The following is a 25,784-nucleotide window of genomic DNA, read 5'->3' as shown; positions in this document are numbered from 1 at the left end:
GTATGAGAAATCATATCTCATCCTTTAATCTAGGAGGTATATTAAATGTCAGGTACTGTTCCGACAAGTCATTTATCCAAGCTCCCAAAGAATGCTACTCCTGTAACAAAAAAAGCCAACAAGGATTTTTTTGAATCACTAGATTTTGAAAACAAGCAAGATTATGAAGATGCAGATAGGGGTCTAATTGCTCCGTGTGAAAATAGGATAGAAAATTTAAATATCCAAAATCAGCCATCTCCTGATACTGTAAATCCAAGCTTGTGGAGAAATGTACAATTACAGGCAAAATCAGGTCTTTATAAAGTCGTTGAAGGTGTGTATCAAGTTCGCGGACTTTCGTTAGCTACAGTGATTTTTGTTGAAGGGAAAAGGGGAGTCATTGTCATTGATACTTCATCTAGTAACTCTGCTGCAGATGCGGCCATTGAATTATATTTTAGTCATCGACCTAAAAGGCCAGTTACTGCAATTATCATCAGCCAAAGCCATGCTGACCATTTTGGGGGTACACATTCAATTCTTCAATATGCTGAAACATCTACAATTCCAATTATTGTCCCTGAACATTTTACACAAGAGATGTTCAGTGAAAATGTCCTATTAGGTCCAATAATGTCTAGGCGTGCATCCTATCAGTTTGGTATAGGGTTACCAGTGGGAGAACAAGGGTTTTTATCCGCAGGCATCGGAACTGTTTTCCACTCAGGTAATGGTTTTGAAATGCCCAATAGAGAAATAAAAGAGGAGATTGAGCAATTAACTATAGATGGTATCAACTTCGAATTCCTGTTAACACCAAATACGGAAGCACCTGCAGAAATGCACTTTTATATTCAGGATTACAAAGTATTATTTGTATCAGAAAATGTTAATAAAACAATGCATCAAATTTATACGATTAGAGGGGCAAAAACTCGCGATACGCTAGAATGGGTGAAGGCAATCGATAAAACCATCGATCTTTCTATAAGTAAAGAGATTGATGCATTAGTCATGGCGCATGCCTGGCCAGTATGGGGAAAAGAGCAAGCTTTTGAACATTTAGTGTTACAACGTGACCTTTACAAATATATCCATGATCAAACCATTCGCCTAGCCAATCACGGGTATACAATGGAAGAAATAGCAGAAGAGCTCAAGCTTCCTGAGCCGTTGGACCAATATTGGGGTAATCGAGGATACTATGGTACTTTAAAGCATAATTCTAAAGGGATTTATAATTTCTATCTAGGATATTATAGTGGCCATCCTTCTGATTTGGATCCACTTCCGCAAGTTGAATCAGGTCAAAAATATGTCAGTTACATGGGTGGCTCTGCTCATGTGGTCAAACAAGCGAAAGCTGATTTTGAAAACGGGCAATATCGTTGGGTTGCTCAAGTATTAAAACATGTAGTGATGGCAGAACCGGATAATAAGGAAGCAAAAGAGTTATTAGCAGACACTTTTGAACAATTAGGATATCAGGCCGAATCAGCTAATTGGCGTAACTCTTATCTTATCGGTGCGTCAGAACTAAGAAATGGGACTAGGAAGAAGGGAGCAATAGCAAAAGGTCATTCGGGCATGATGCTTAAAATGCCGTTTGATGAATTCTTTAAATTACTTTCTGTAAGATTAAATGGTCCGAAAGCAGCAGATAAAAAAATGATCATGAATGTTTCTCTATCAGATGTAGAGGAGAAATACACCATTTATCTCGAAAATTGTGTATTAAATAAGAGCAATAAACTAGATGATAATCCAGATCTTTCCTTCATTAGTAATAAGGCAACATTTTATGCGATTGTAAGTGGAATCCTTGACCCAAGGGAAGCCGTTACTTCAAACAAACTAGAATTATTTGGAGACCAAACAAAATTGGATGAATTTTTAAACCTACTCGATCATTTTGATCAGTTTATAAATATTGTAACTCCTTAATGGATAGGGCAGAAATGCCCTATTTCTTATCTTAGGCAGTACCAAGGTATCTCTCTAATCTCATTTATAGAAAGCTCAAAAAGGATAGGTTGATATGTTAGATAAAAAATATAATCCTTTCATTTCGATTAGATCATACAAATTACAAACACTAAAAAAAGATTTCATTTCAGCAATGACTCTTTTTGTCATGCTTGTCCCCCAAGGAATGGCCTATGCGATGTTAGCGGGCCTCCCATTAATAATGGGTCTATATGCATCAACCTTACCATTAATCATATATGCAATATTTGCTTCTTCTAGGCATTTATCCGTTGGACCAACTGCGATAACCTCATTACTGGTTTTTTCAGGCGTATCTTTACTTGAAAAACCGGGCACCTATGAATATATCACTCTTGTAATCTTTTTAGCTTTGATGGTTGGGGTTTTTCAGCTTCTCTTAGCTGTGTTGAAAATGGGGAGGATTGTTAACTATATTTCTCCGTCGGTTTTGGGAGGCTACACCTCTGCCGCTGCCATTATTATTGGATTAAGTCAATTAAAGCATTTATTGGGAATAACATTAGGAACTTACCTACAAATACACTTAATATTTATAGATTTAGTCAATGGGATTCCGAAGATACATTTTTTAACACTTTTGATTGGGGGATGTAGCATAGTATTTTTACTTGTACTAAAAAAAATAAATGCTAGAATTCCGGGTGCGTTACTATTGATTGTTTTTTCTATTATAAGTGTCTATGCCTTTGATTTACATGAACGAGGTGTTCAAATTGTGAGAGGGGTACCAAGTGGCTTGCCGATTCCGGTTTTTCCAACAATCACGCTAGATGCAGTTAGGCAATTAATCCTTCCTGCACTTACCATTGCGCTATTAGGGTTTATGGAGTCACTTTCTATAGGAAAAACAATTGCAGAAAAAGAAGGTTATAAAATAAATCCTAATCGAGAGCTAACCGCTTTAGGATTTGCCAATTTTTTCGGGTCCTTTTTTCAAATATTACCAATTAATGGTAGTTTTTCAAGAAGTGCAGTAAACTATCAAAGTGGTGGAGTTACACAAATGGTATCCATATTTACAAGCGTACTCGTTATAATCGCCCTCCAATTTTTTACTTCTTATTTTTATTATCTGCCTAATGCAGTATTAGCTGCAGTTATCATTGTAGCGGTCTATAAATTAATAGATTTCAAGCAAATAAGGAAATGGTTTAATATAAAGGCAGTTGATGGTTGGAGCTGGTTAGTTACTTTTACTGCGACATTAGTTATTGGCATTCAATGGGGAATAGTTATTGGGGTTGTTTTTAATTTCAGCATTTTATTAATTAAGATATCTAGACCTAGGGTCATAGAAATGGGATATTTAGAAAAGGAGAAAGTATTTCGAGATATAAAACGATTTCCAAATGCAAAAACGCGAGATGATTTGATTATCGCACGAATAGACTCTTCTATACATTTTTCAAATATTTCATATTTAGAGTATAAATTAAATGAGCTTTTATTGATAAAACCTAATGCTAAATTAGTCATTGTTGATTTTTCGGGAGTAAATGATATAGATGCACACTCTTTTAAATCTTTAGAAGAAATGATAGAACAATTAAAACAAGAAAAGGGGATTTCTTTATACTTTGTCGGTATGAAAGGACCAATCAGAGATACGGCAGCAAAAGCAGGATGGACAAAGAAATTTGCCAAGGAGCTTAGTTATTTCTCTATAATACAATTACTTGAAGATAAACAAATAAAGTTTTATGCTCAACGAGAAAGTGGTGATTCTTTTCTCTATATGAGGTGAAAGACTGTTCATCACATGTGAAGAGGCTAAATAAATATGGACTTTAATCAAAACAGTATAATCTTCTTTTGTTTGCCCTAGACGCTGGGAAACAAAAGATAAGAAAAATAGAAATGGTAATAAGGTTATAAACTTGAAGTAGATAACAAATAGGTAGTAGTGCAATTCAAAATAGATGAAGAAGAAAAAACTGAGTGAGGTAAAATCTTATTCAGTTTTTTTGCGTAAATAAACATATGATGAGGATTGCCCTAAAAAAATTTGGACGGCCCTGTATACGAGCGAAAATGCTTTTTCATGCATATACTATCTTAATTAAAAGTCACGACTATATTGGAAAGGATGAGGGCAATGGTTAATCGTAAAAAACCGAAATATGAAGTTGGTGATACAGTCGTGATTACAATATATGGAACGGTAGGGAAAGTAACAGATGTAAAATGGCTTGATGGTATGTATGTTTATGAAGTGAATAAAAGTGATGGTCTCTATTTGGAGTCAAGTTTACAGCCTCTTTCAGAGTTTGAAGGAGATGTAAGTGATAAGGAGCATGTAGATATTGAGTACCAATACTTTTTTGGGGACCTCGTCCAAGTGAAAGGATATGGTACTGAGATTTTTAAAGTAGTCGGCTTCCGTACCGAGATTTGGCGTTATAAGGAAGATGCATGGGAAGACGTCATTTATGAGTTATCTCGAATATCTGACGGAGAGTGGCTTGAGGCTGGTGAAGAGGAACTATCCTTATTATCTGATGCCGAACAGGCTGACGAATTTATAGAAAAATTAGGGATGTTGTTTCTTATTAACCAACAAGCAATGAACGAAATAAAGAATTCTGAGGATGTTTGTTATCAAGATGTTGAATCAGGTCTAATGGATCGTACTAACGAAGAGAAACAAATCATAGATGGTTTGCTAGACATATATAATGACTATTCTTTTTTGTACAACTTTTTTCAAGATGAAGAATATAAAAAAGCAATGAAAATCATTTTGAAAAAACTAGAAACCATCACGACAAAAGTAAAAAAAGTTAATCTTACAAAAGATGAAACAGTTGAATAGTTGCCACCGACATGACAGGAATGCCTACTAGTAAAACAGCGATGAATAAAGAATGTAATAACCGATCAAATAGTTGTAGACATTTTCCTTCTTCATTATTTACATCTTCTACAAAACGATCGCAGACTGCTTTGAATTTTTCCATCTAATCAACCTTTCAAAACTAGTGATAGAAAATATTTATGTACTTTTACTAGATTTAATGACAAAAGAATAAAAAATATTTTTCTATTGAAATGTTGCATGTTTCATTAATGCGTCACATACAATTTGTACAAAGGGGGAGTCGCATATGAAGGAAATTGAAGTTTTTATTGATACTGAAGAAATTGCTGAATTTTTCTTTCATGAGTTGACTAAAAGAGGGTTCGTTCCTGTAGAGCAAGAAGTAGATGAATTAGCTGATATTACATTCGAATACTTAATCAAAAAGTGTATTATCGATGAAGATGTAAGTTTTGATTCGGAAGAGTAAGAAACAAGATAAACAAAAATCCAACCAACTATTCATGTTCCTTTATGGAACTATAGTTGGTTGGGTTTTTATATTTATACAAAGAATCTTTCTAGTAGTCTATGACCTTCTATAAATGATTGTAGAAATGCATAATATCTATTCTCTTCTCTCTGCTCCAAACTATTCGAAATAATTCCATCTACACCTAATAATTGCATTTGCTTGAACTGTAAGGGGGTAACTATCGTCCAGGCATAAATCGTATATCCATAATGTTGTGCTTGTTGAATAAATGAATGTGTTAAATTCGTATAATGAATCGATAAAAAACTAATATCTGTCTTATACGTATACATTTGAATAAGATTAATAGGCGCGGATAAGACAAGGCCAATGGGAAAGTCAGGAGCGCGTTGTGTAAATTGCTGTAATGTATCAATATGAAAGGATTGGATTTGTAACATTTTTTCAGGGACACCAGCATCTACAGTTTGTTTTAGCTGAGTTGCCAATTGGTCTACAATTTCTGGTGTTTCTGCGCCAGGTTTTATTTCTATTAACAGAACGATCTTTCCAGCAAACTCATCTAACACTTCTTGTAATAATGGAATTTTCTCTTCAGAAAAACGTGGACTGTACCAACCGCCCGCATTGAGTTTTTGTAACTCTGATACTGTCATATCTCTCACTAAACCTTCACCATTTGTAGTCCGGTTAACAGATGAATCATGTATGACGACAATTTTTTTATCTTTACTTAAATGGATATCTAATTCGATAACGTCAAAACCATTGTTTAGTGCAGAATGAAAGGCGGCCATTGTATTTTCAGGTGCTGAAGCAACGTCCCCACGATGGGCAATTTTTGTATAGTTTTTGTATGGGAATAGCCAATGTAATGAGCTGCATATGATGGAAATACAAACAAACAACAAAAAGAATTTATGGAATTGAATCTTCTCTCGTTTCAAATTATCCCTCCCTTTTGTACCATCACTATGTTTAATACTAGTTTATGAAAGAAAAATAAAATTGTAAGCGTTTTCATAATAAAATTTCTCTTTAATCGACAAAAATAGGCGAATTTCTTTGAAGGAAATAAACGTAGAAAAAGCTAATATATTGTTTAAAATAATCATTTATTGGAGGGGTATCTATGATCAAGACTTTTGTAAAACCAAGAACAAAAGAATATGATGTTACCATTTTTCAAACTCCAAAATATAGAGAAACACGGGGCTATCGAGAAGTCTACCGAACACTTATTGGAGGTGCAAATCATGAAGAATGTTTATCAAATGTATTTAAGCAATTTAATGTCCTTGATCGCATGCCGTTTGATTTCCAAGGGAGATTTTTATCAACGGGAGATATTTTATATATTGATGAAGGGAGAAGAGGGCAATATTATTATCAATTAAAGTCGGGTGGTTGGGCCTTAGTGAACCGAATAATGGTTAGGTAATAAAATGTATGTTCTTCCTTTTTCATTTCCATCATCACTCATCCTATGCTATATTTTAGATAATGAACGATTAATAGATGGAGGAATATGATGAGTGTACATATTGGAGCAAAAGAACATGAAATTGCAGAAACAGTTTTACTACCAGGTGATCCATTAAGAGCAAAATATATTGCAGAAAACTTTTTAGAAGATGTAAAGTGCTATAATGAAGTCCGCAATATGTTTGGTTATACAGGCACTTATAAAGGTAAAAGAATATCTGTTCAAGGTACGGGAATGGGCGTTCCTTCCCTTTCTATTTATGTGAATGAACTGATTAATAGTTATAATGTAAAAAACCTGATCCGTGTAGGTACATGCGGAGCCATCCAAAAAGATGTGAAAGTAAGAGATGTGATCCTTGCGATGACTGCTTCTACGGACTCACAAATGAATCGTTTAACTTTTGGTGGAGTTGATTATGCACCTGCAGCTGATTTCGATCTATTGCGCAAAGCTTATGACAGTGGAGTAAGTAAAGGATTGGAATTGAAAGTTGGGAATGTTTTTACAGCTGATATGTTCTACAATGATAATGCTGAACATGAAAAATGGGCACAGTACCAAATTCTTGCTATCGAAATGGAAACAGCAGCACTTTATACGTTAGCAGCTAAGCATGCAAGAAAAGCTCTTTCTGTCCTTACAGTGAGTGATCACATTATTACTGGTGAAGAAACTACATCTGAAGAAAGACAAACGACTTTTAATGAAATGATTGAAGTAGCATTAGAAGCAGCAATTTCATAAATCGTACATGTTAGCGAGTGATTATTTTTTTCATAGTCACTCGCTTTTCTATTGCCTTAAGATAAAAGTTAAAGCAAATGTATCATCCGTATGAAGGGATGTATTTTATAAAGACATTTTCTCGGTGAAACTTAAATCATGCTGAATGTGTTAGTCACTTCTCTTACTAAGAATTGTTATTTCCCTCGTTTCTCTAGTGATCTGTAGCTACTTAAAGTGGTCCTCTTCTCATTTGTTATTGGTAGAATCACTAATAGTAAGGTTCATAGACTATGCCTTTCTCTTCTTTCGCAATTTATCATATAAAGTGTTATGATAGACGATGACATAAAGAAAGAGAATAGGGGAAAAGTAATGAAGAAAGTACTTGCAGGAACAGTTACAGTTGCTCTTTTTCTTGGAGGCTGCAGTCAATTAGATCCTTATTTAGAAAAAATACCTTTTCTATCTAATTCGGAACCAACTTCAGTAGATGAGCCTGTAGAAAAAGAAGAGGACAATCAGCAAGAAACAGAAAACAATCCAACTGAACAACCTCCCGAACAAGATGAACAAAATGAAGATGACCTAACATTAGCTTCTCAATTTTTTAATCAAATTGAAGATGTGGATGGAAAACCAACAATAGCAAACCCAACAAACTTGATGGTAATGGTGAATAAAGACTTTGCTTTACCGGCAGATTATGCTCCTGAAGACCTTGTTCGTGCAGATGTTGAATATTCTTTCGGAGATCAAGATATTGAGAAAAGTTACCTTAGAAAAGAAGCCGCAGATGCATTAGAAGAATTATTCTCTGCAGCTAAAAAAGAAAATATAGCGTTATTTGCTGTTTCTGGGTATCGTTCATATGATCGGCAGGAAGCAGTTTTCCAAGCAGAGGTAAATAGCGTAGGTGAGGAAAAAGCTTCAGAAGCAGTGGCTCTACCTGGAAGTAGTGAACATCAAACAGGATTAGCGATGGATATTTCAAGTCCTTCAGTCGATTACACGTTAACACAAGATTACGAAGATACAAAAGAAGGTAAATGGCTAAAAGAGAATGCACATAAGTACGGATTTATTTTACGTTATCCAAAAGGAAAAGAAGAAATAACAGGATACAAATTTGAACCTTGGCATTTTCGCTATGTTGGAAAAGAAGCAGCGAAGGTCATTTTTGAGAAAGATCTAACATTAGAAGAATACTTTGAGTCGGTAAAAGAAATTTAAGTACGCTTCTTCATAAAAATGTACCAAAAAGCGATTAATGGAATAATAGGGAAAAGAAAAAAGTATTGAAAAAAATGATCAATACGAAATAAATAACAACTCAATGGCAGGAATAAAACGAAACTTAATAATGCTTGACCATAAGAATGATTAAATATTCCTGAGATAAGAAAGATAATAGATAAAGCAAAACAGCACCATAGTAATATACCAGGAATCATGCATTCATTCTCCTTTCATCATTTATGTAATGATTATGTGGGGTTTGGGGAAATTAGAAGTGAACAAATGAGATTCACTTTGTAGAAGGAGACTTTCCCCATTTAATCGATACATAATAAAAGAAGCTTGAATTCTTAAGATGAAAGGAATACATAAGAAAATTCTTCCTCTTTTCCAAAGAAATAAGATATAATTTTCAGTACAGTAGTATAGTTATTGATACCGATAACGCCAATATAAAATCTTAAACTTGAGTAAGCATCACAGCTTACAGTGATGAAAGTGGTGAAAGGGTTGTCTAATGAAGTAAATAATGATGAAGAAAAACAGGAAGTAAAGGATAAGCCTAAGCTAATAAAAATGAAGTTATTCCCGTTTATTATGCTTGTATTCATCCTTGTTTTTGTAACAGCTGGAATCACCACATTAGCATTGTCTTTCGGTGACGAGAAGGCCGTAAATGTAGGAACGAATGAAAGAAGTGAATTTTCAAAGTTATATAAAGCCTATGATTCATTGAACGAAAATTATTTCCAAGAAATTGATTCGGGTGAATTAATTAATGGGGCCATCAATGGGATGCTAGATTCACTAGATGATCCATATTCTGATTATATGAATGAAGATGAAGCTGCTAATTTCCATCAAAGCATCTCCTCTTCTTTTGAAGGAATTGGCGCAGAAATTACAGAACAAGACGGACAAATTGTCATTGTTTCACCATTAAAAGGTTCACCTGCAGAAGATGCTGGTCTACAACCAAATGACCAAATTGTATCTGTTGATGGAAAGAGCTTGCAAGGAATGAGTTCTTCAGAAGCAGTCCTATTAATAAGAGGCGAAAAAGGTTCAAAAGTAGAACTGGAAATTGGTCGTGGTGGTAACAATGAACCGATGAATGTAACAATTACGAGAGATACAATCCCTCTTGAAACGGTATATGGCGAAATGTTAGAAGATGATATTGCTAAAGTCCAGATTACTTCTTTTTCTGAAAATACAGCGCAAGAACTCGTTGATGTATTAAGCGATTTAGAGGAAAAAGGAATGAAGGGTCTAGTTTTAGATTTAAGACAAAACCCTGGCGGATTATTAGATCAAGCAATTGAAATTTCGAGCTTATTTGTACCTGAGGGAGAAATCTTATTCCAAATTGAAGATCGTAATGGGAATAGGGAGGCCGTGCAAGCTCCTAATGGAAAGCAAATGGAGACGCCTCTAGTCGTAGTTATTGATGAAGGTAGTGCTAGTGCTTCTGAGATATTAGCAGCTGCCGTTCATGAATCAGCTGATGTAAGTCTAGTCGGTAAAAAGTCATTTGGTAAAGGAACTGTACAACGTGCTCAAGATTTTACTGACGGCTCAAATATGAAATTTACAACAGAAAAATGGTTAACGCCAGATGCAAATTGGATTCATGAAAAAGGTATTGAGCCTGATTATGAAGTTTCCTTGCCTGAATATGCTTCCTTGCCTTATATTAATCCTGAGAAACCATTAAAAAAATCGGAATCATCAAGTCAAATTAAGGCAGCACAGCAGATGTTAGAGGCACTGGAATATGAGCTTGATAAAAATGATGGATTCTTTGATGAAGAGACAGAAGCTGCAGTGAAAGCATTCCAAAAGGATAATAAATTGGAAGAAACGGGTGTCATCGAAGGTGAAACAACCGTGAAACTAATGGAAGCTTTACGTGAAAAACTACTAGAGAACGATACCCAAATCAAGAAAGCAATAGAAGTTTTAAAAGAAGAAATGAAAAAATAACTCGTTCTAGTTACCTAAACAACATATGAAAATCGTTTAAGCGACCTTATCCCTATAATTTATAGGGTTAAGGTCGCTTCTTTTTTTTGAGAGATGTTAGTTTTGACAGTTAATTTTCAGGCTGGGAGAGAGAGTATGATGAGTTTACGCAAAGAGGGTTTACATGTCATTCAGATAACCCGAGATTAGCACTAAATAGAAAATAGCAAACGGAGGCTTTAGTTATTGAGCTTTAGTGTAAATTTAAAATATTTATTTCGATTGACGAATTTATTTGAAAAAGACTGATGTTTTTTTAAAGGTTTTATGGTAAATTAGCAATATTCTAAAATTGTATTGAAGATGGAAAGAAGGATGAGTGATGTACGAAACGAGTGAATTAAGTAACGATAAGGAGGAAAGTAGAAGTAAGCGTCTCATGCTGGCCGTTATTCTGGGATTGTTATCTGCTTTTGGGCCACTATCCTTAGATATGTATCTTCCGGCATTACCTAATCTAGCAGATGATCTGCAAACAAGTGCATCCTATGCACAATTAAGCTTAACAGCATGTATGGTTGGTTTAGCTTTAGGACAAATTTTTGCCGGGCCAATTAGTGATATGGTTGGCCGTAAGAGGCCGTTAATAGTTGGACTTATTTTATATTGTCTCATTTCAGTTGCCTGCATGGCCTCTCCAAACGTTGAATTGTTCATCATATTAAGGTTTATTCAGGGATTAGCCGGGGCTGTAGGAATTGTTATATCAAGAGCCGTAGTTCGAGATTTATACAGTGGCACACAATTAACTAAATTTTTTGCCACACTTAGTTTAATAAACGGGGCAGCCCCTATTTTAGCACCCGTTTTTGGTGGCCAACTATTAGCGATTACCTCTTGGAGAGGTGTATTTTTTGTTTTAACATTAATCGGGTTTCTTAGCTTATTACTGGTTATCTTTTCATTACAAGAAAGCTTGCCTGCTGAGAAAAGGTTAAATGGAGGCGTTTTTGTTTCCTTTAGCCGTTTCGGAAAAATCGTAAAAGACCGTAAATTTATGGGATACGCTTTATCTCAAGGTTTTGTTGGTGCTGCAATGTTTGCTTATATTTCTGGATCTCCCTTTGTATTGCAAAACATTTATGGTCTTTCTCCGCAAATGTTTAGTGTTTGTTTTGCAATGAATGGAATTGGCATTATTTTAGGCAGTCAATTAACGGGAAAACTTTCAGAGCGAATACATGAGGGAACTTTATTACTCGGTGGATTGATGATTGCTTTAGTTGGAGGGGTTACATTACTTCTAAGTGAAATTTTTCATCTAGGTATTTGGGGTGTTCTTATTCCGTTATTTTTAGTTGTTTCTGCTGTTGGGGTTGTTAATACATCAACTTTTTCGTTGGCAATGGCTTCACAAGGCGAAAATGCCGGTAGTGCTTCAGCCTTAATTGGCTTAATGACGTTCTTGCTTGGTGGTATGGCTGCTCCGTTAGTTGGAATAGCTGGTGAATCTTCTTCATGGCCAATGGCATATATTATTGCTAGTGCAGAAATCTTAGCTCTATTATCTTATTTGTTTCTAGTTAAAGGGCGTATTGTAAAAGAATCGAAAGGATAACCAACATGATTAAACGATTACAAGATTATTATAATCAGTTTCATCGCACGATATGGATTTTACTAGTTGGTACAATCTTATCTCGCGGGGCGGCATTTATGACGTTGCCCTTTTTATCTATATATTTAGTGAATCAGGACTATCATTCGTTTTTAATTGGCCTCATTATCGGGATGGGCCCATTAATGTCGACAATAGGTGGTTTTATAGGGGGGCATTTATCTGACCAATTTGGAAGAAAGCCGATTATGCTTGTTGCATTAATTGGTACAGCAGCCGCTTATTTTGGCTTTGCTTTGTCCACCTCAGCTCTTGCTTTTTTGCTACTCAATGCTTTACTTGGTTTGTGTAATTCCTTTTTTGAACCAACTGCACAAGCATTGATGGCCGATTTAACAAAAAAGGAACAAAGAATGAAAGTATTTTCCTTAAGATATGTCGCAATTAATATTGGGGCAGCTGTTGGTCCATTAATCGGGGCTGTATTAGCATTAACAAATGCGTCTCTCACTTTTTATATTACTGGTGGTATTTATTTAGCATATATGTTCATTTTATTGTTTACGATTCAGCGTGTTCCTCGTTTGGAGAATAAAGAAAATGTGACCTTACCTGTTGCCTTTCACATTGTAAGGAGGGATAGGTCACTATTGTATTATATTCTAGGTGGTATTTTACTTGCGATAGGTTATTCGCAAATGGATTCAAACTTACCACAACACTTTGATAACCGATTGGAGAATGGCGTCGTCATTTATTCATTTCTTTTATCCATTAATGCCATCCTTGTAATTATATTACAATTACCTTTTGCAAAACTGATGGAAAAGGTTCGCCCTTTAAAATCTATGATTATTGGTTCGGCTCTTGTAGCTATTGGGTTATTCTTTTTTGCTATATCCACTCATTGGATAATGGCAGTTATCGGTGTAATCTTATTCACCTTTGGAGAGATATTATCGTTTCCAGCAAGTAGTATATTAATTGATCAATTAGCTACAGAGGAATTACGTGGCACGTATTTTGGTGCTGCTCAGTTCAGGAATACAGGTAGTTTTATTGGCCCAATGATTGGTGGATACTTGATTGGTATCAGCGGGGGAACGATTGCCTTCTTTGTGATCGCCGTCATTTGTTTATGTAGTATCATTTTCTTTTCAGCAGGAATTAAAAAAGAAGTGATTGTGACAGTTGAAAAGAAATTAAGTTAAGCACCGAACAAACTAACAACACGCAATAATGGGTTGTTAGTTTGTTCTTTTTATATGAGAAAGCACCCTTACGCTAGGTAGGCAAAAATGTAAAAAACTATTTCCTCTTTTTTAAAGTATAAAGTTGTTCATCTATCCCTACAATGAATGAATAAGGAAAAATAAGGAGGATGAACCATGAGAAAATATGTCATCATTTTGTTAGCTTTGCTATTAGCAGCATGTTCATCTGGCATATCTGAGAAAGATAACCGTCAAAAGGAGAAGGGAACAACATGGAACAATTCAGATCCAAAAACATTTTTACTTGTTGGTGTTGATTCTAGAGGAGAAGCAGATTCAAGATCTGATACAATTATGTTAGCTCGGTATGAACCAAAAGAAGAAAGAGTTAAACTAGTCTCTATTATGCGTGATAGCTATGTAGAGATCCCGAATTATGAAAAAGGATACCATAAATTGAATCATGCCTATTTTTTAGGAGGAACGGAATTACTTTCACAAACAATCGAAGAAAATTTTCAAATAAAGATTGATCATTCAGTTGTCATTGACTTTAAAGGATTTGCAAATATCTTAAATATTGTTGCTCCAAATGGACTGGAAGTAGATGTTCCTGCAGCAATGATTGAAGATATGAATATGAACATTGAGCCAGGTAAAAACTTTTTGAATGGTGAGCAACTATTAGATTACGTTCGATTTCGTCATGATGATGAATACGATTATGGAAGAGTAAAGCGACAACAGGAAGTGCTTGCTTTATTAAAGGAAGAACTAAAAAACCATATGACATCTATTGAAGGAATCGCCAAATCACCTGAAATGATGAAAATGATTATGGCAAATGTTGATACAGATTTACATATTGATCAGATGTTTGCGATGGCGACCTCTGTATTATTGAATCCAATAACAGATATAGAAACAATGCGGATTCCGGTAGACGATTCATTTGTTGATAAAAATTCTCCGCATGCTGGCGCTGTGTTAGATATGGATTATAAAGAAAATATCTCCGCCCTCAGGCAGTTTTTTAAAGAGAAGAATGTTACGGAGGTCAATGGGCGACCGTAATATTTGTGCCATTCTCTTCTATCCTTTACAATGGTTCAATGAAAGAGGTGGTTTCCATGAGGCAGATTGTTCAAATGAATGATAAAATGAAGAAGGAGGTCGTTCAGGTCGAACAAACTTGTGAAATGTTAATCGCTGAAATGCTCAGACATTACAAACAACATGAACACTTGGTGATTGAATTCATTCGCTGTAAAAAAGGAAAAGAAGCACAACATGATCAATGTTTAGAAAGCGACTACCAATCTTTTATTGAAGTAGGATTAGAAGAAGAGGATGAATATTTCCCACATGGATATATTCCCGTATGGAAATGTAAGCAAGAAGAGTTCCAAAAAATAGGCTATATCACCGACGATACGTATGAAATAATAAAAAACAAACTCAGTAATATGATTGAAGAGACAATTGCAGAATAGACTTTAAGGGGAAAAAATAAACATGAGTACAGAGATCTATATATTAGCTGGATTTTTAGGGAGTGGAAAGACAACACTGTTAAAGCAGTTGCTACAGGATGAAAAAGAGAACGGTAGAAAAGTGGCTGTATTAATGAATGAATTAGGAAAAGTATCAATTGATTCAGATGCAATAGATGAGGATATTCCGTTAAAAGAATTATTGGATGGCTGTATTTGTTGTACCATTCAAGACAAATTAGAGGGACAATTACAAGGTTTATTAACGGTTGAAAAACCAGATGTCATCTATATTGAAGCGACAGGAGCGGCACATCCAGTGGAAGTGTTAGATGCTGTGCTTTCACCACTTTTTGCTAACTCAATTGTCCCTAAAGGTATTATCTCAATCCTTGATAGTGCAAGATGGTTAAACAGAAAAGAATTGACACCGCAAGTGCTACAGCTTTTAGTTGAGCAAATTAGACATGCAGATTGCCTACTTGTTAATAAAATTGACCTGTTATCTGAAGATGAACAAGCAAATGTCATCCAAGAAGTTCAAAGTATTAATTCGACAGCTTTTACATTGTTAACAAAAAATGCAAAAGTACCAATTAAACGAATAAGAGAATTGTCCTTATTGCCGAAAGAAAAACAATCTAGTAGCAGGATTGGCACAGATTTACATTTGAGCACCTTTGTTTATCAATTTAAAGGAGCTGTAGATCAATCTGCTTTTGAGGATTTTTTGAGGGAATTACCTGACACGCTCTATCGAATGAAGGGATATATTAAGTTCTCATCTTTAGCCTATCCACAGCTTTTCCAATTTTCATACGGGATGCCTGTATATTTTCAAGAAGAAATGAATATTCCTTTAAACATGGTATTCATCGGAGAAAATATTGATTGGGATAAAATCGAAAGCGGACTACAATCTCTAGAAAAACCAAAAGAATATATTGATTAAAAATAAACTGAGTAGGATTTTGTTCTTACTCAGTTTTTTTTGCGGAAAACCATCCAAGCCTTTAGCTGTTAACAAGTCGAGAGGCGTTATTCTAGAAGCTACTCTCCTTATTGTGTTTCAGATGGACAAATCCACCCAAAAGTTACTATACATAAAAATGCTCATGTTTAGGCAAACTTTACGATGAAACCTAATAAAGAAGAGTGATAAAAGATGAAAAAGTGGTGCATTGTCTCCTTGTTTTTAATGCTTTATTTAGTGTCCCCTGCAAAGATGTATGGTATGGTGGATGATGAAATTGGATTACCTATCCAGATGTTGCCTTGGAAAGAAGCGAAAGAACATTTACCGAAGTTTAAGAAGTTTACTGTGCTAGATGTCGATACTGGTAAGCGATTTGATGTCCAACGAAGAGCTGGTAGTGAGCATGCAGATGTTCAACCATTAACGAAAGAAGATACAAAGACAATGAAGGAAATTTATAATGGAAAATGGAGTTGGAAGCGAAGAGCAATTATCGTCATTAGTGATGGAGAATGGATTGCTGCTTCCATGCACGGGATGCCACACGGGGCAGGTGCTTTATCGAATAATTTTCCAGGTCATTTTTGTATTCATTTTTTTGGTAGTACGACACATCGTACCAATTCAATGGATTTATCTCATAAATTGATGATTCTCAAAGCTGCAGGTAAACTTGATGAGTATATGGCTATATCTGATCCGGAAAAAGTATCAGCTGCCTTTATAGCAGGCTTGAAACAACAAGATGCTTATCTCCTGTCTCTTGTCGCATTAAACAAGACAGATGACAAAGCGATCCGTTCGATTGAAAATGTAAAGTTAACTTCAATTGGTCACTTAGAGAAAGGAAATACGGCATTAGTAGTTAATCTTCCCATTCAAGTGGATTGGTATATAAAGAGTAAAGGCAAGAAGAGCTATCGCGGTTCCATTCGTTTAGTAAGATTCTCTCCACTTGATCCATGGCAGGTCGATGCTAAGAATTTTTTGTTGAAAAATCGCATTTGACTTTAAATGAGCTAGGCAAATGACAAGATAAAAAAAGGCGTTCATGATCGTATCGATTTTGAACGCCTTCTTCATTACTACACCCTTATTTTTTATTGGTTTTCTCCAAACTTAATAAACGTTTTTTCATCTTCTATTAGGCCACATGCACCGCATTGAATTCTTACTGTTGGACCATTATATTTTAAATGGAAAGCTGTTAAATTTTCTGCTGCGTATTCCTCCAGTACAGAGCCTGATTGTGGGTCAAGCTTAACTGAACGCGGATGTTGTTCAATAATATTAAAGCGTGAACGATTTGTTTTACATGATGGACAGCAATATGGTGTAGTCATAGACTAGCCCCTTCCTATTAATGAATTACTTTTATTTTTAACGTTCAATTGAAATTTATGTATGAATCAAGTAGATTCAATATGAGAGGAGTGAATTAAAATGAATAGTAAGGATCTTTTACAAAGCTACCGTTCATTATGGAAAAATAGAGCACTGGCAACAGGTGAAGGAAATCCGGATATTGTGTTAATGATAGCAATAGAAAAAGAATTAAGAGATGAACATGCTCACCCACGAGTAAGAAAAGATAAACAAAAAAAGTTAATTGCTGCGATTAAAAGAATTAATGACTCCTCCCTTTCTTCTGATATGAAAGTCGCACTCATTGATATACATTTTGAAATTTTCGATACAATCGATTGAATGTTTTCACACTTTTAACACAACCATCCGGTATCCTTGACTTATAAAACATTAAAACTGGGGAGAAACTTTATATGCGTTATTACAAGGCGTTCATATTTTTCTTACTGATTTCTTCTTTCTTAACTGGTTGTAGACAAGAAGAATTCACTAATATACCAGCTGATCGGGATATTGCGATAACAGTAAATATTAAGGAGATGAGCCTATCATTTATAGACATACAGGCGCAAAATACCATCGGTTCATGGAAGGTCAATAAAGCATACACAGGAGGAAGTGTACTATCAGATGGCGACACTCTGTTACTGTATGGTGAAAAGTTAAACACGATTGATCTTTATTCATTATCTAAAGGGGAACTGATTCATCAGTGGACGATTGGTGAGGGTGTTGTAGATGTTGAGGAACTAAGACCTGATACAATAGTTGCTTTAGATGAAAGAAAAAATAGCGTCCGTTTTTTTAATAGTAATGGAGAAGAAACAAGTCATATTGACATCTTTGATCGACCACTAGAGATGAAACATGATGAGGCTCGTGATGAACTCATCATTATAGGGTTTGATGAAAATCTTCTTACAAGTATTGATTTGGAAACAATGGAGATAAAAGAAAACTATGAAATACATACACATGCAACAGGTTTGTTCTCATTAGATAACGAAATATGGGTTGGTGGACATGGTGAAGGATTAGATATTGAAAAATATGTACATGTTTATGATAGAGAGACCGGAAAAGCATTAAGGAAAATTAGTGTTCCTTCGATGCCAGTCGATTTTACCAAAGCTGATGAGTCGATATTTGTTGTGAGCCATGGAACCAATTTGCTGTATAAGTTAAATGAGGCTGGTGAAGTAATAGGTGAAATGAGCGTAACAGCTAACCCTTTCACAATTGAAACCTTTAGCGATATAGTATTAGTCGCAGGGTATGATAGCTCTGAGTTACAATTTATCGATTCAGAAACAATAAAACTGAAAGGATCAGTAGAAGTAGGCGAAGGTCCGTTTCAAATTTTGCTTAGGGAGAACGAGGATTCATGAGAAAAGTAAATATATTAATTATTGATGATGAACCAGATATGAGAACATTGATTGAGATGTATTTGGAGAATTCGGGATTTAAATGCTATACAGCTGAGAGTGGTGAAGAAGGCTACATGATATTGAAGGAAGCTGAAATTGATTTAGTCATTTTAGATATTATGATGCCAAATGAAGATGGATATGAAGTTTGTCAAAAAATACGTACTAATTCAGATATTCCAATCATTTTTCTTTCGGCAAAAGGAGAAGAATGGGATAAAGTGAAGGGGCTACAATTAGGCGGGGACGATTATATTGTTAAACCACTTAGTCCAGGAGAGCTTGTTGCTAGAATACATGCAGTCCTTCGGAGATCTGGAAAAGTGAAACAAGAATCAGAGCAAATAAAAATAGGAAAGTTATCAATAGATAAAAAAGCGCGGAGAGTCCTTGTCGAAGAGGAAAAAATATCTTTAACATTAAAAGAGTTTGAAATGCTTTCTTATTTAATTCAACATGTTAACCAGGCTCTTTCAAGGGAGCAGCTCCTTGAACATGTGTGGGGAATTGAATATGATGGTAGCCTACGAACGGTTGATACCCATATTAAAACATTAAGGATGAAATTGGGTATAGCAGATTACATTCAAACCGTATGGGGGGTAGGTTATAAACTAGAGGTACCAGACAAATGAAGTACCTTACCGACACATTAGCCAAAAAGTTATGGTTAACGGTGACGATAGCGATACTTATCACAATTCTTTATTCCTACATATTATCTTATCTGTTTTATGAGAAATTATATGTCGAAAATGTAGAAGATACATTATTAGAAGAAGGATTAGCCTTAGCGTCTGATTATAAAGGTGGAGAAATAAGTACAGACTTAAAGGAAAAAGTAGCTTGGTACAATGATAAATCAGAAACCGATATCATCATGGTAGATAATCCTAGGGAATTGAGCGCATGCTTTCCATTTGAAATGAAATATGATTCGCTCATTAACGGAGAAGAACGAGAGCAATTATTAAAGGGAAATCCAATTTACAAAACGGGTTTTGAAGAAAGGTTTGATACTCGTATTATGGGTGTCATTATCCCGTTATTAGATGATAATCGCCTCGCTGGTATTATATATGTCTATTTACCGTTAGAGAAAATTTCTGATATTACACAGGATTTCGCTTATCTTTGGATGCTTGCCGCGCTCATCTTTCTTCTATTCGCCATTATGACAGGTACTTTCCTCATTAAAAGAATGACTAGCCCGTTAATGGAAATGAAGTTAGCAGCTGAACAAGTGTCTAGAGGGAATTACAATGTCCACTTATCGACAAATCAACAAGATGAAATTGGTGAACTGGCTAGTGCTTTTAATTCAATGGCCACATCTATTCAAAAAGAAGATGATAGAAAGAGAGAATTTCTTGCTAATGTGTCTCATGAATTAAGAACACCGATTAGTTATGTCAAAGGATATAGTGATGCACTAAAGTCTGGTCTTGTAACAAATGAAGAAGATCAAGAAAAATATCTTGCTCTCATTTATCGGGAAGCAACTCGGATGGAGAGACTTGTCGGTGATTTATTAGATTTGTCAAAACTTGAAACAGATGACTATCGTTTGGTGAAGGCGCCAATACCCTTAGCCCAGCTTTTGGAAGATGTCGTGCAAAAGTATAGTCCGCGAATTAAAAGAAAAGGCTTATCTATAGAAGTTGATCTCGATCCTGATATTATTATTATTGCGGATGAAGGAAGAATCGAACAAATTATGCAAAATATTTTTGATAATGCGATTAGGTATACTGATGAGGGCACTTTATTACTTGATCTTTTCCAAACAGATGATGGCTGTTGTATTCAATTGGAAGACTCTGGGATTGGGATACCTGAAGAAGACTTAGATAAAATCCGGCAAAGATTTTACCGAGTAAATAAAGCCAGGACAAGAGCTGATGGAGGTACAGGGCTTGGTTTGGCTATTGTGGAGAAACTCGTTCATTTACATGGAGGGCGCTTGCTTATTCAAAGTGAATACAATATTGGGACAACGATACAAATTATACTTCCGATGGTAAATGATCATTAATTTTTAAAGGCTACTCTTTCTATAAAGAAGAAGAGTGGCCTTTTATGTAGAAGGATAAGGATGTATTTCCCTTCCTTTTCATAGGCAAATGAAAATAGGTTTATATGCTACAAACCGCCTTACATCAAGGTTTTTAGCCTTTGATATCATTTCATTATAGTTGCATAATAAATATCACGAATGTTACCTTCATGTAATAAACGTAAAAGAGAAAAAGACTTTTTTAAGTTGTCAAGTATAGTATTCTAGTATATAAATGGAAACACGATAGTGTCATTACCAATTAATGATAAAAAAACCTATTCTCTAAAAATCAAAAAAACCTACTAATCATAACGTTTTTTCTTTCTATTATTAGATAGATCCATGCAAGAATGATTCATTGCTATTTCCTCCCAAAAATATTACAAAAAAACCTATGATATGATTATGTCACAGCAAGAAACAACAAAAAACATCCATTAGGGAGGAAATAGATTATGAGTAAGAAAGTTATTTTTTCAGTAGCAGCAGCAGCTGCATTACTAGTATCAGCACCAGGTTTAAACAAGGCAGAAGCGGCAGAGCCAGCTCAGGTAAAAGTAGATACAAAGGCTTTTGTCTATCAAACTTCTAATATGTTAAACCAAGATTATATTAATAAAGTGATGCAAGATTGCATGGGTAAATATAATGTGAATTGGAATCAAGAAGATATTCAAAATATCTTAAGTCAAGCGAAAGAAAAAGCACAAGCAGCATTAGAACAAGGTAAAGCGCATGCAGCACAACCAGAGCAAGCGGAACAGCCAGCTAAAGAAGCAGCACAACCAGAAAAACAACCGGCTAAAGAAGCAGCACAACCGGAAAAACAACCAGCTGAAGAAGTAGCACAACCAGAAAAACAACCAGCTGAAGAAGCAGCACAACCAGAAAAACAACCAGAGCAAGAAGTAACTGAAGAAGCACAAGCACCATCAGAAGAAGCTTCATCTGAAGTTAGTGCATATGAACAACAAGTCCTTGATTTAACAAATAAAGAGCGTGCAAATGCTGGTCTTCCTGCATTAAAACTTGATGTGGAGCTTAGTAAGGTAGCGCGTGAAAAATCTCGTGATATGCAAGCAAAAGGGTATTTCGATCATAACAGCCCAACATATGGTTCTCCATTTGATATGATGAAACAATTTGGTATTTCTTATACTTCAGCAGGTGAAAACATTGCCCAAGGTCAACAAACACCAGAAGAAGTAGTACAAGCATGGATGAATAGCCAAGGTCACCGTGAAAACATTCTTAACTCTAGCTATACTCACCTTGGGGTAGGTTATGTTGAGAACGGTAATTACTGGACTCAAATGTTCATCGGTAAATAATAATCGGATAAATATGCTTAAAATTATCCTTCAAGATGAGCAACACCTGTATCATATGATGCAGACGTTGCTCATCTTTTTATTATTCCTTTATAAAAACAAATACATATTCAGACTTTATGATTTGACTTATTGTAGCAAAGTGAGGTTTATTTATGAATATCTACCAATATAGTTTGAGTTTATGTGCATGAATTTGATGGATACCAAATTAATTTTTACAACCATCTGTTACAACTATATACCGGACGGCTTACTCATCCAATTCTGATTAAATTTCCAAATCGTTCTAATTAAATGATATAATGTATAAATAAAGAGTAATTAAACATCGGAGTGAATGGTTTGAAGGATTTTTTATTTAATAATGAACAGCGATTTGGTGAATCGCTTCCTGAACAAATTGCCAAATACATATTAACGAAAATCATGGAAGGTTCTTATATTCCTGGAGATAAAATTATTGAAGAGAAAATAGCAGAAGAGCTAAAAACAAGCAGAGCTCCAGTGAGAGAAGCATTATATTTACTTCAAGTAGACAATATTGTCGAGCGTATTCATCGAAAAGGGACAGTTGTAAAATCCTTTACGACAGAAGATATTAAAGAATATACACATGTCATGGTTGGACTCATTCAAATGGCACTAGATATGACTTCGAATCGATGGCATGATGAAACGAAAGATACGTTAAAATTAAAACTCAATGCTGTGGAAGAAGCGTTCCTTGCAGGTGATCTCATTGGTTATCAAATGAAATCCACGGGTTTAACAACGTTCTTTTTTGAAGTGGCGAATAATAAAGCACTATCTAAATTTTATTATGAATCTGTTTATATATTAACGGTGTTTGCCCAAGTGAAATGGACAATGAATACGATGAATCGTTTTCATCCGAAAATGAAATTAATTACCAAAAATCTAATGGAAAATAAGATTACTGAAGCGAAGGATGTAGTTCCAGCTCTTTTATTAGAAACGTTAGAATAAGGATGCCACTTTTTGGGCATCCTATTATAGCAAACAAAATTGTCGACAATATACAATTTTAGTAGTATGATTATTTTGTATGAAACAAAAGGGAGGAATATCAGATGAATTTTGCCAACAAAGTAGTACTAATTACTGGTGCCGCAGGTGGTATTGGAATAGCAGCAGCTAAAGCTTTTGCTAAAGAAGGTGCTAAGCTCGCACTAGTAGATTTATCTAAAGAAGCATTAGAAAAGGCAGCTGCTTCTATTGATGCTGAGGAGATTTTACTATTATCAGCTGATGTAACAAAAGAAGAAGATGTAAAGAAATATGTTGAAGATACGCAACAAGCATTTGGTCGTATCGATACATTTATAAATAACGCTGGAATCAATGGCGATTTTGCCATCTTAGATGAGCAAACAAAGAAAAATTTTGATGCAGTATTTGGTGTAAATGTTTACGGTGCGTTTTTAGGATTAAAATATGTTTTACCTGTGATGAAAGCTCAAAAAGGTGGGGCTATCGTTAATACGGCTTCAAACGGTGGTTTATTAGGTGCACCAGGTATGGGACTTTATGTTGCATCTAAACATGCGGTAATCGGGTTAAACAAAACGGCTGCATTAGAAGCGGCAGATTATGGTGTCAGAGTAAATGCGGTTGCACCATCTGGTGTAGATACACAAATGATGAGATCCATTGAAGCAAACGCCATGCCTGAACAAACAGAGAATGCACGTACACAATTTGAAAGCTCTGTACCAATGAAAAGATATGCAACAGCTGAGGAAATTGCTGATCTAATGGTATTTTTATCATCAGAAAAAGCTTCATTTATTTCAGGTTCATATTATCGTATCGATGGTGGACAAGGTGCTACATCGGTTTAATTTGTAAAAAAAGAAAGAGGAAAATGATAAACTTACGCGAAAAATATCATCACGAGTGGTGCAACAGAGATTGGCTATGGAGCTGTCAAGGCATGCAGTGAAAAAAGGTGCAAACGTTGTCATCGCTGAGGTGAGCGTAAAGATGGGTAAAGCTTACTTACGGGTCAACCTGTAACAGTTGACGGTGGATTTACTGTCATTTAAATAGCATATACGGTGAAAAGGTCTTTGTATTATTTATGGCTTTTTCACCGTTTTTTATTATGACTATTCCCTCATGTGAATTTCTGCTGCTGCACGGATCCCTGACTCGATTGCTCCTTCAATCCAGCCAGGGAATAAGGATGCATGCTCCCCAGCAAAATGAAGTCTGCCGGAGGGTTTACTTACCTCCTCACCGAAATGCTTTTGTTGACCTGGTGCATATAACGTGAAACAACCTGCAGAAAATGAATTTCTGCTCCAATTAAATGTAACGGTTCTTAGGTATTCTTTATAGACAATATTGCCATATACTTCACTTAAGCATTTCAAGACTTCCCTCGTAATATCTGATTGTGACAAGCTATTCCATAATAAAGCGTCACTGCCCCAACTATAACTTGCAAGTAAAACTGCTGGTGCATCATTATTTACTCTACTTGGAATATAGCTAAAACGAATCGGTAAATCAGTTATGACATGACCAAAGTTGTACCTTTCCCAAAAAGGGCTACTAAACTCAATTCCAATTTTCATTGAAGAAATGTTTTGCAATTCTCTAATGGCCTGCCATTTTTTTTGACTAATGCTATTTTTGGGTAGTAAATCTATAAATTGAAGTGTAGTAAACGGTAAGGTAATAAGACAATAATCACCTGTATACGTTTTAAAAGTATGTTGATATGTATCATGGACATATATGTATACTTTGTTACTACCTTGTTTGATACTTTCTATTTTTTGATTGTAAAATAGGTTCGATGCTAATTCCATTTGAAAGGAGTAGGGAAGTCGATCATTCCCACCTCTTATTTCAAAATATTTGATATCAGGTTGAAAGAGTGGGGAGAGGACACTAGATAAAATCGACATAAATGATAATTCTTGAAACCCTTCAATACCTAAGAGAATACTAATTAATCTGATCGCATTTGAAGATAAAGGCGTTGCTAAAGGGTTATATTTTAAAAAATCGACCATGGAATATTTGTCGTATTCTGAGACCATTTTTTTCTTTTCTTCTTCTGTACTATTATTATAGAGTGTGATAAATGGCTCTACCGCATCTTGTAATAGTGTAAAGGCTGTCTTTCCTTGCTCATTTTTATTTAAATGAAAATCAAGTAAGTTTGGATTTTCTTCGTATTGTTTTCTTGAAATTTTCCTATTATTAATATAAATAATATCGTTTGGATGACTATTAATAAAAGGCGATAATGGCAATTGAAACTTTTCTATATATTTTAATACGAGTTTATGTGTATGAGGAATTCTCATCGCACCCATATTAAGATAATTCCCATTTGTAAAAGGGGACCTAAGCGTGTAGATTCTACCTCCTATACGGTTATTCCCTTCTAGGACAGTGACAGTATGCCCCGCTTGTTTAAGGAGTGAGGCTGAAACTAATCCAGCCATGCCTGCACCTGCAATCAAGACATTCTTCTTTCTTTTTTTTATATTTGGTAATCCATTTTTGATGATGGAAAGCATGTCGTTAGGGTATTTAGGTAGTAACATACTTTTT

The 25,784-nt window shown here is 35.2% G+C and carries 25 protein-coding genes; 21 read left to right on the top strand and 4 right to left on the bottom strand.

The annotated features are described in order from the left end of the window. Positions 1 to 45 precede the first annotated feature (45 nt). The 3 genes from LG276_RS14225 (at position 46) to LG276_RS14215 (ending at position 4,804) form a co-directional block, all read left to right on the top strand. On the top strand, positions 46 to 1,926 hold the full coding sequence (locus LG276_RS14225) for an alkyl/aryl-sulfatase (RefSeq protein WP_404292197.1): 1,881 nt from the start codon (positions 46 to 48) through the stop codon (positions 1,924 to 1,926). Between the two features lie 94 nt (positions 1,927 to 2,020). Next, on the top strand, positions 2,021 to 3,736 hold the full coding sequence (locus tag LG276_RS14220) for a SulP family inorganic anion transporter (RefSeq protein WP_281202376.1): 1,716 nt from the start codon (positions 2,021 to 2,023) through the stop codon (positions 3,734 to 3,736). A 351-nt stretch (positions 3,737 to 4,087) separates the two neighbouring features. After that, positions 4,088 to 4,804, top strand: a complete 717-nt coding sequence (locus tag LG276_RS14215; protein ID WP_251161841.1) for a hypothetical protein — start codon at positions 4,088 to 4,090, stop codon at positions 4,802 to 4,804. Here LG276_RS14215 and LG276_RS14210 read toward each other — a convergent pair. Then, a complete protein-coding gene (locus LG276_RS14210; RefSeq protein WP_251161840.1) occupies positions 4,779 to 4,949 on the bottom strand; it encodes a hypothetical protein in 171 nt (56 codons plus the stop codon). The genes LG276_RS14215 and LG276_RS14210 overlap by 26 nt on opposite strands. A 147-nt stretch (positions 4,950 to 5,096) precedes the next feature. Here LG276_RS14210 and LG276_RS14205 point away from each other — a divergent pair, with 147 nt between their 5' ends. Beyond that, positions 5,097 to 5,279 (top strand): YozD family protein, encoded by a 183-nt coding sequence (locus LG276_RS14205; protein WP_095372896.1) that lies wholly within the window; start codon positions 5,097 to 5,099, stop codon positions 5,277 to 5,279. A 74-nt stretch (positions 5,280 to 5,353) separates the two neighbouring features. Here the strand turns inward: LG276_RS14205 and LG276_RS14200 are convergent, their stop codons facing one another. Then, positions 5,354 to 6,232, bottom strand: coding sequence for a glycerophosphodiester phosphodiesterase (locus LG276_RS14200; protein ID WP_404292195.1), 879 nt, complete (start codon positions 6,230 to 6,232; stop codon positions 5,354 to 5,356). A gap of 185 nt (positions 6,233 to 6,417) precedes the next feature. Here LG276_RS14200 and LG276_RS14195 point away from each other — a divergent pair, with 185 nt between their 5' ends. The 10 genes from LG276_RS14195 (at position 6,418) to LG276_RS14150 (ending at position 17,010) form a co-directional block, all read left to right on the top strand. Further along, positions 6,418 to 6,726: a YodL domain-containing protein gene (locus tag LG276_RS14195; protein ID WP_224937564.1), complete on the top strand. Its 309-nt coding sequence runs from the start codon at positions 6,418 to 6,420 to the stop codon at positions 6,724 to 6,726. A gap of 90 nt (positions 6,727 to 6,816) precedes the next feature. Continuing rightward, a complete protein-coding gene (deoD, locus tag LG276_RS14190) occupies positions 6,817 to 7,518 on the top strand; it encodes a purine-nucleoside phosphorylase (protein ID WP_095372899.1) in 702 nt (233 codons plus the stop codon). A gap of 354 nt (positions 7,519 to 7,872) precedes the next feature. Continuing rightward, positions 7,873 to 8,730 carry a D-alanyl-D-alanine carboxypeptidase family protein gene (locus LG276_RS14185; RefSeq protein WP_224937565.1) on the top strand — a complete coding sequence of 286 codons (858 nt, stop codon included), beginning with the start codon at positions 7,873 to 7,875 and terminating at the stop codon, positions 8,728 to 8,730. 498 nt (positions 8,731 to 9,228) lie between these two features. Further along, positions 9,229 to 10,722 (top strand): S41 family peptidase, encoded by a 1,494-nt coding sequence (locus LG276_RS14180; RefSeq protein ID WP_281202378.1) that lies wholly within the window; start codon positions 9,229 to 9,231, stop codon positions 10,720 to 10,722. Between the two features lie 361 nt (positions 10,723 to 11,083). Then, the gene (locus tag LG276_RS14175) at positions 11,084 to 12,319 is read left to right on the top strand and encodes a multidrug effflux MFS transporter (RefSeq protein ID WP_404292193.1); all 1,236 of its coding nucleotides are present in this window, start codon (positions 11,084 to 11,086) and stop codon (positions 12,317 to 12,319) included. 5 nt (positions 12,320 to 12,324) lie between these two features. Beyond that, a complete protein-coding gene (locus LG276_RS14170) occupies positions 12,325 to 13,530 on the top strand; it encodes an MDR family MFS transporter (RefSeq protein ID WP_404292191.1) in 1,206 nt (401 codons plus the stop codon). A gap of 177 nt (positions 13,531 to 13,707) precedes the next feature. Next, complete coding sequence (locus LG276_RS14165; RefSeq protein ID WP_251161835.1) at positions 13,708 to 14,607, top strand: LCP family protein; 900 nt, start codon at positions 13,708 to 13,710, stop codon at positions 14,605 to 14,607. 56 nt (positions 14,608 to 14,663) lie between these two features. Continuing rightward, positions 14,664 to 15,026, top strand: a complete 363-nt coding sequence (locus tag LG276_RS14160; protein ID WP_224937570.1) for a hypothetical protein — start codon at positions 14,664 to 14,666, stop codon at positions 15,024 to 15,026. Positions 15,027 to 15,048: 22 nt separating this feature from the next. Continuing rightward, positions 15,049 to 15,978 carry a CobW family GTP-binding protein gene (locus tag LG276_RS14155; RefSeq protein ID WP_404292189.1) on the top strand — a complete coding sequence of 310 codons (930 nt, stop codon included), beginning with the start codon at positions 15,049 to 15,051 and terminating at the stop codon, positions 15,976 to 15,978. A gap of 213 nt (positions 15,979 to 16,191) precedes the next feature. Then, positions 16,192 to 17,010: a hypothetical protein gene (locus tag LG276_RS14150; RefSeq protein WP_404292187.1), complete on the top strand. Its 819-nt coding sequence runs from the start codon at positions 16,192 to 16,194 to the stop codon at positions 17,008 to 17,010. Positions 17,011 to 17,102: 92 nt separating this feature from the next. Here LG276_RS14150 and LG276_RS14145 read toward each other — a convergent pair whose 3' ends face one another. Then, entirely contained in the window at positions 17,103 to 17,345 is a 243-nt protein-coding gene (locus LG276_RS14145; RefSeq protein ID WP_095372909.1) for a DNA alkylation repair protein, read from the bottom strand. A gap of 100 nt (positions 17,346 to 17,445) precedes the next feature. Between LG276_RS14145 and LG276_RS14140 the strand changes: the two genes are divergently transcribed. The 7 genes from LG276_RS14140 to LG276_RS14110 all read left to right on the top strand — a co-directional run bounded on the left by LG276_RS14140 (position 17,446) and on the right by LG276_RS14110 (position 24,055). Next, a complete protein-coding gene (locus tag LG276_RS14140; RefSeq protein ID WP_404292185.1) occupies positions 17,446 to 17,709 on the top strand; it encodes a hypothetical protein in 264 nt (87 codons plus the stop codon). Between the two features lie 74 nt (positions 17,710 to 17,783). Further along, on the top strand, positions 17,784 to 18,758 hold the full coding sequence (locus tag LG276_RS14135; RefSeq protein WP_404292183.1) for a YncE family protein: 975 nt from the start codon (positions 17,784 to 17,786) through the stop codon (positions 18,756 to 18,758). Next, a complete protein-coding gene (locus LG276_RS14130) occupies positions 18,755 to 19,435 on the top strand; it encodes a response regulator transcription factor (protein WP_281202385.1) in 681 nt (226 codons plus the stop codon). The genes LG276_RS14135 and LG276_RS14130 overlap by 4 nt, the downstream gene beginning before the upstream one ends. After that, positions 19,432 to 20,835 carry a sensor histidine kinase gene (locus LG276_RS14125; protein ID WP_404292181.1) on the top strand — a complete coding sequence of 468 codons (1,404 nt, stop codon included), beginning with the start codon at positions 19,432 to 19,434 and terminating at the stop codon, positions 20,833 to 20,835. Before LG276_RS14130 ends, LG276_RS14125 begins: the two co-directional genes overlap by 4 nt. Positions 20,836 to 21,314: 479 nt before the next feature. After that, on the top strand, positions 21,315 to 22,190 hold the full coding sequence (locus tag LG276_RS14120; protein ID WP_251161829.1) for a CAP domain-containing protein: 876 nt from the start codon (positions 21,315 to 21,317) through the stop codon (positions 22,188 to 22,190). Between the two features lie 345 nt (positions 22,191 to 22,535). Further along, the gene (locus tag LG276_RS14115) at positions 22,536 to 23,180 is read left to right on the top strand and encodes a GntR family transcriptional regulator (protein ID WP_251161828.1); all 645 of its coding nucleotides are present in this window, start codon (positions 22,536 to 22,538) and stop codon (positions 23,178 to 23,180) included. Between the two features lie 104 nt (positions 23,181 to 23,284). Beyond that, positions 23,285 to 24,055 (top strand): SDR family NAD(P)-dependent oxidoreductase, encoded by a 771-nt coding sequence (locus tag LG276_RS14110; protein ID WP_224937579.1) that lies wholly within the window; start codon positions 23,285 to 23,287, stop codon positions 24,053 to 24,055. Between the two features lie 267 nt (positions 24,056 to 24,322). Here the strand turns inward: LG276_RS14110 and LG276_RS14105 are convergent, their stop codons facing one another. Then, positions 24,323 to 25,777, bottom strand: coding sequence for a flavin monoamine oxidase family protein (locus LG276_RS14105; protein ID WP_404292178.1), 1,455 nt, complete (start codon positions 25,775 to 25,777; stop codon positions 24,323 to 24,325). Positions 25,778 to 25,784 lie beyond the last annotated feature (7 nt).

The organism is Cytobacillus kochii (genome assembly GCF_044790165.1).
Classification (GTDB): domain Bacteria; phylum Bacillota; class Bacilli; order Bacillales; family Cytobacillaceae; genus Cytobacillus; species Cytobacillus kochii.
Note: the sequence above shows the minus strand (reverse complement) of the source record. Positions and strands in the feature narration are given on the sequence as shown.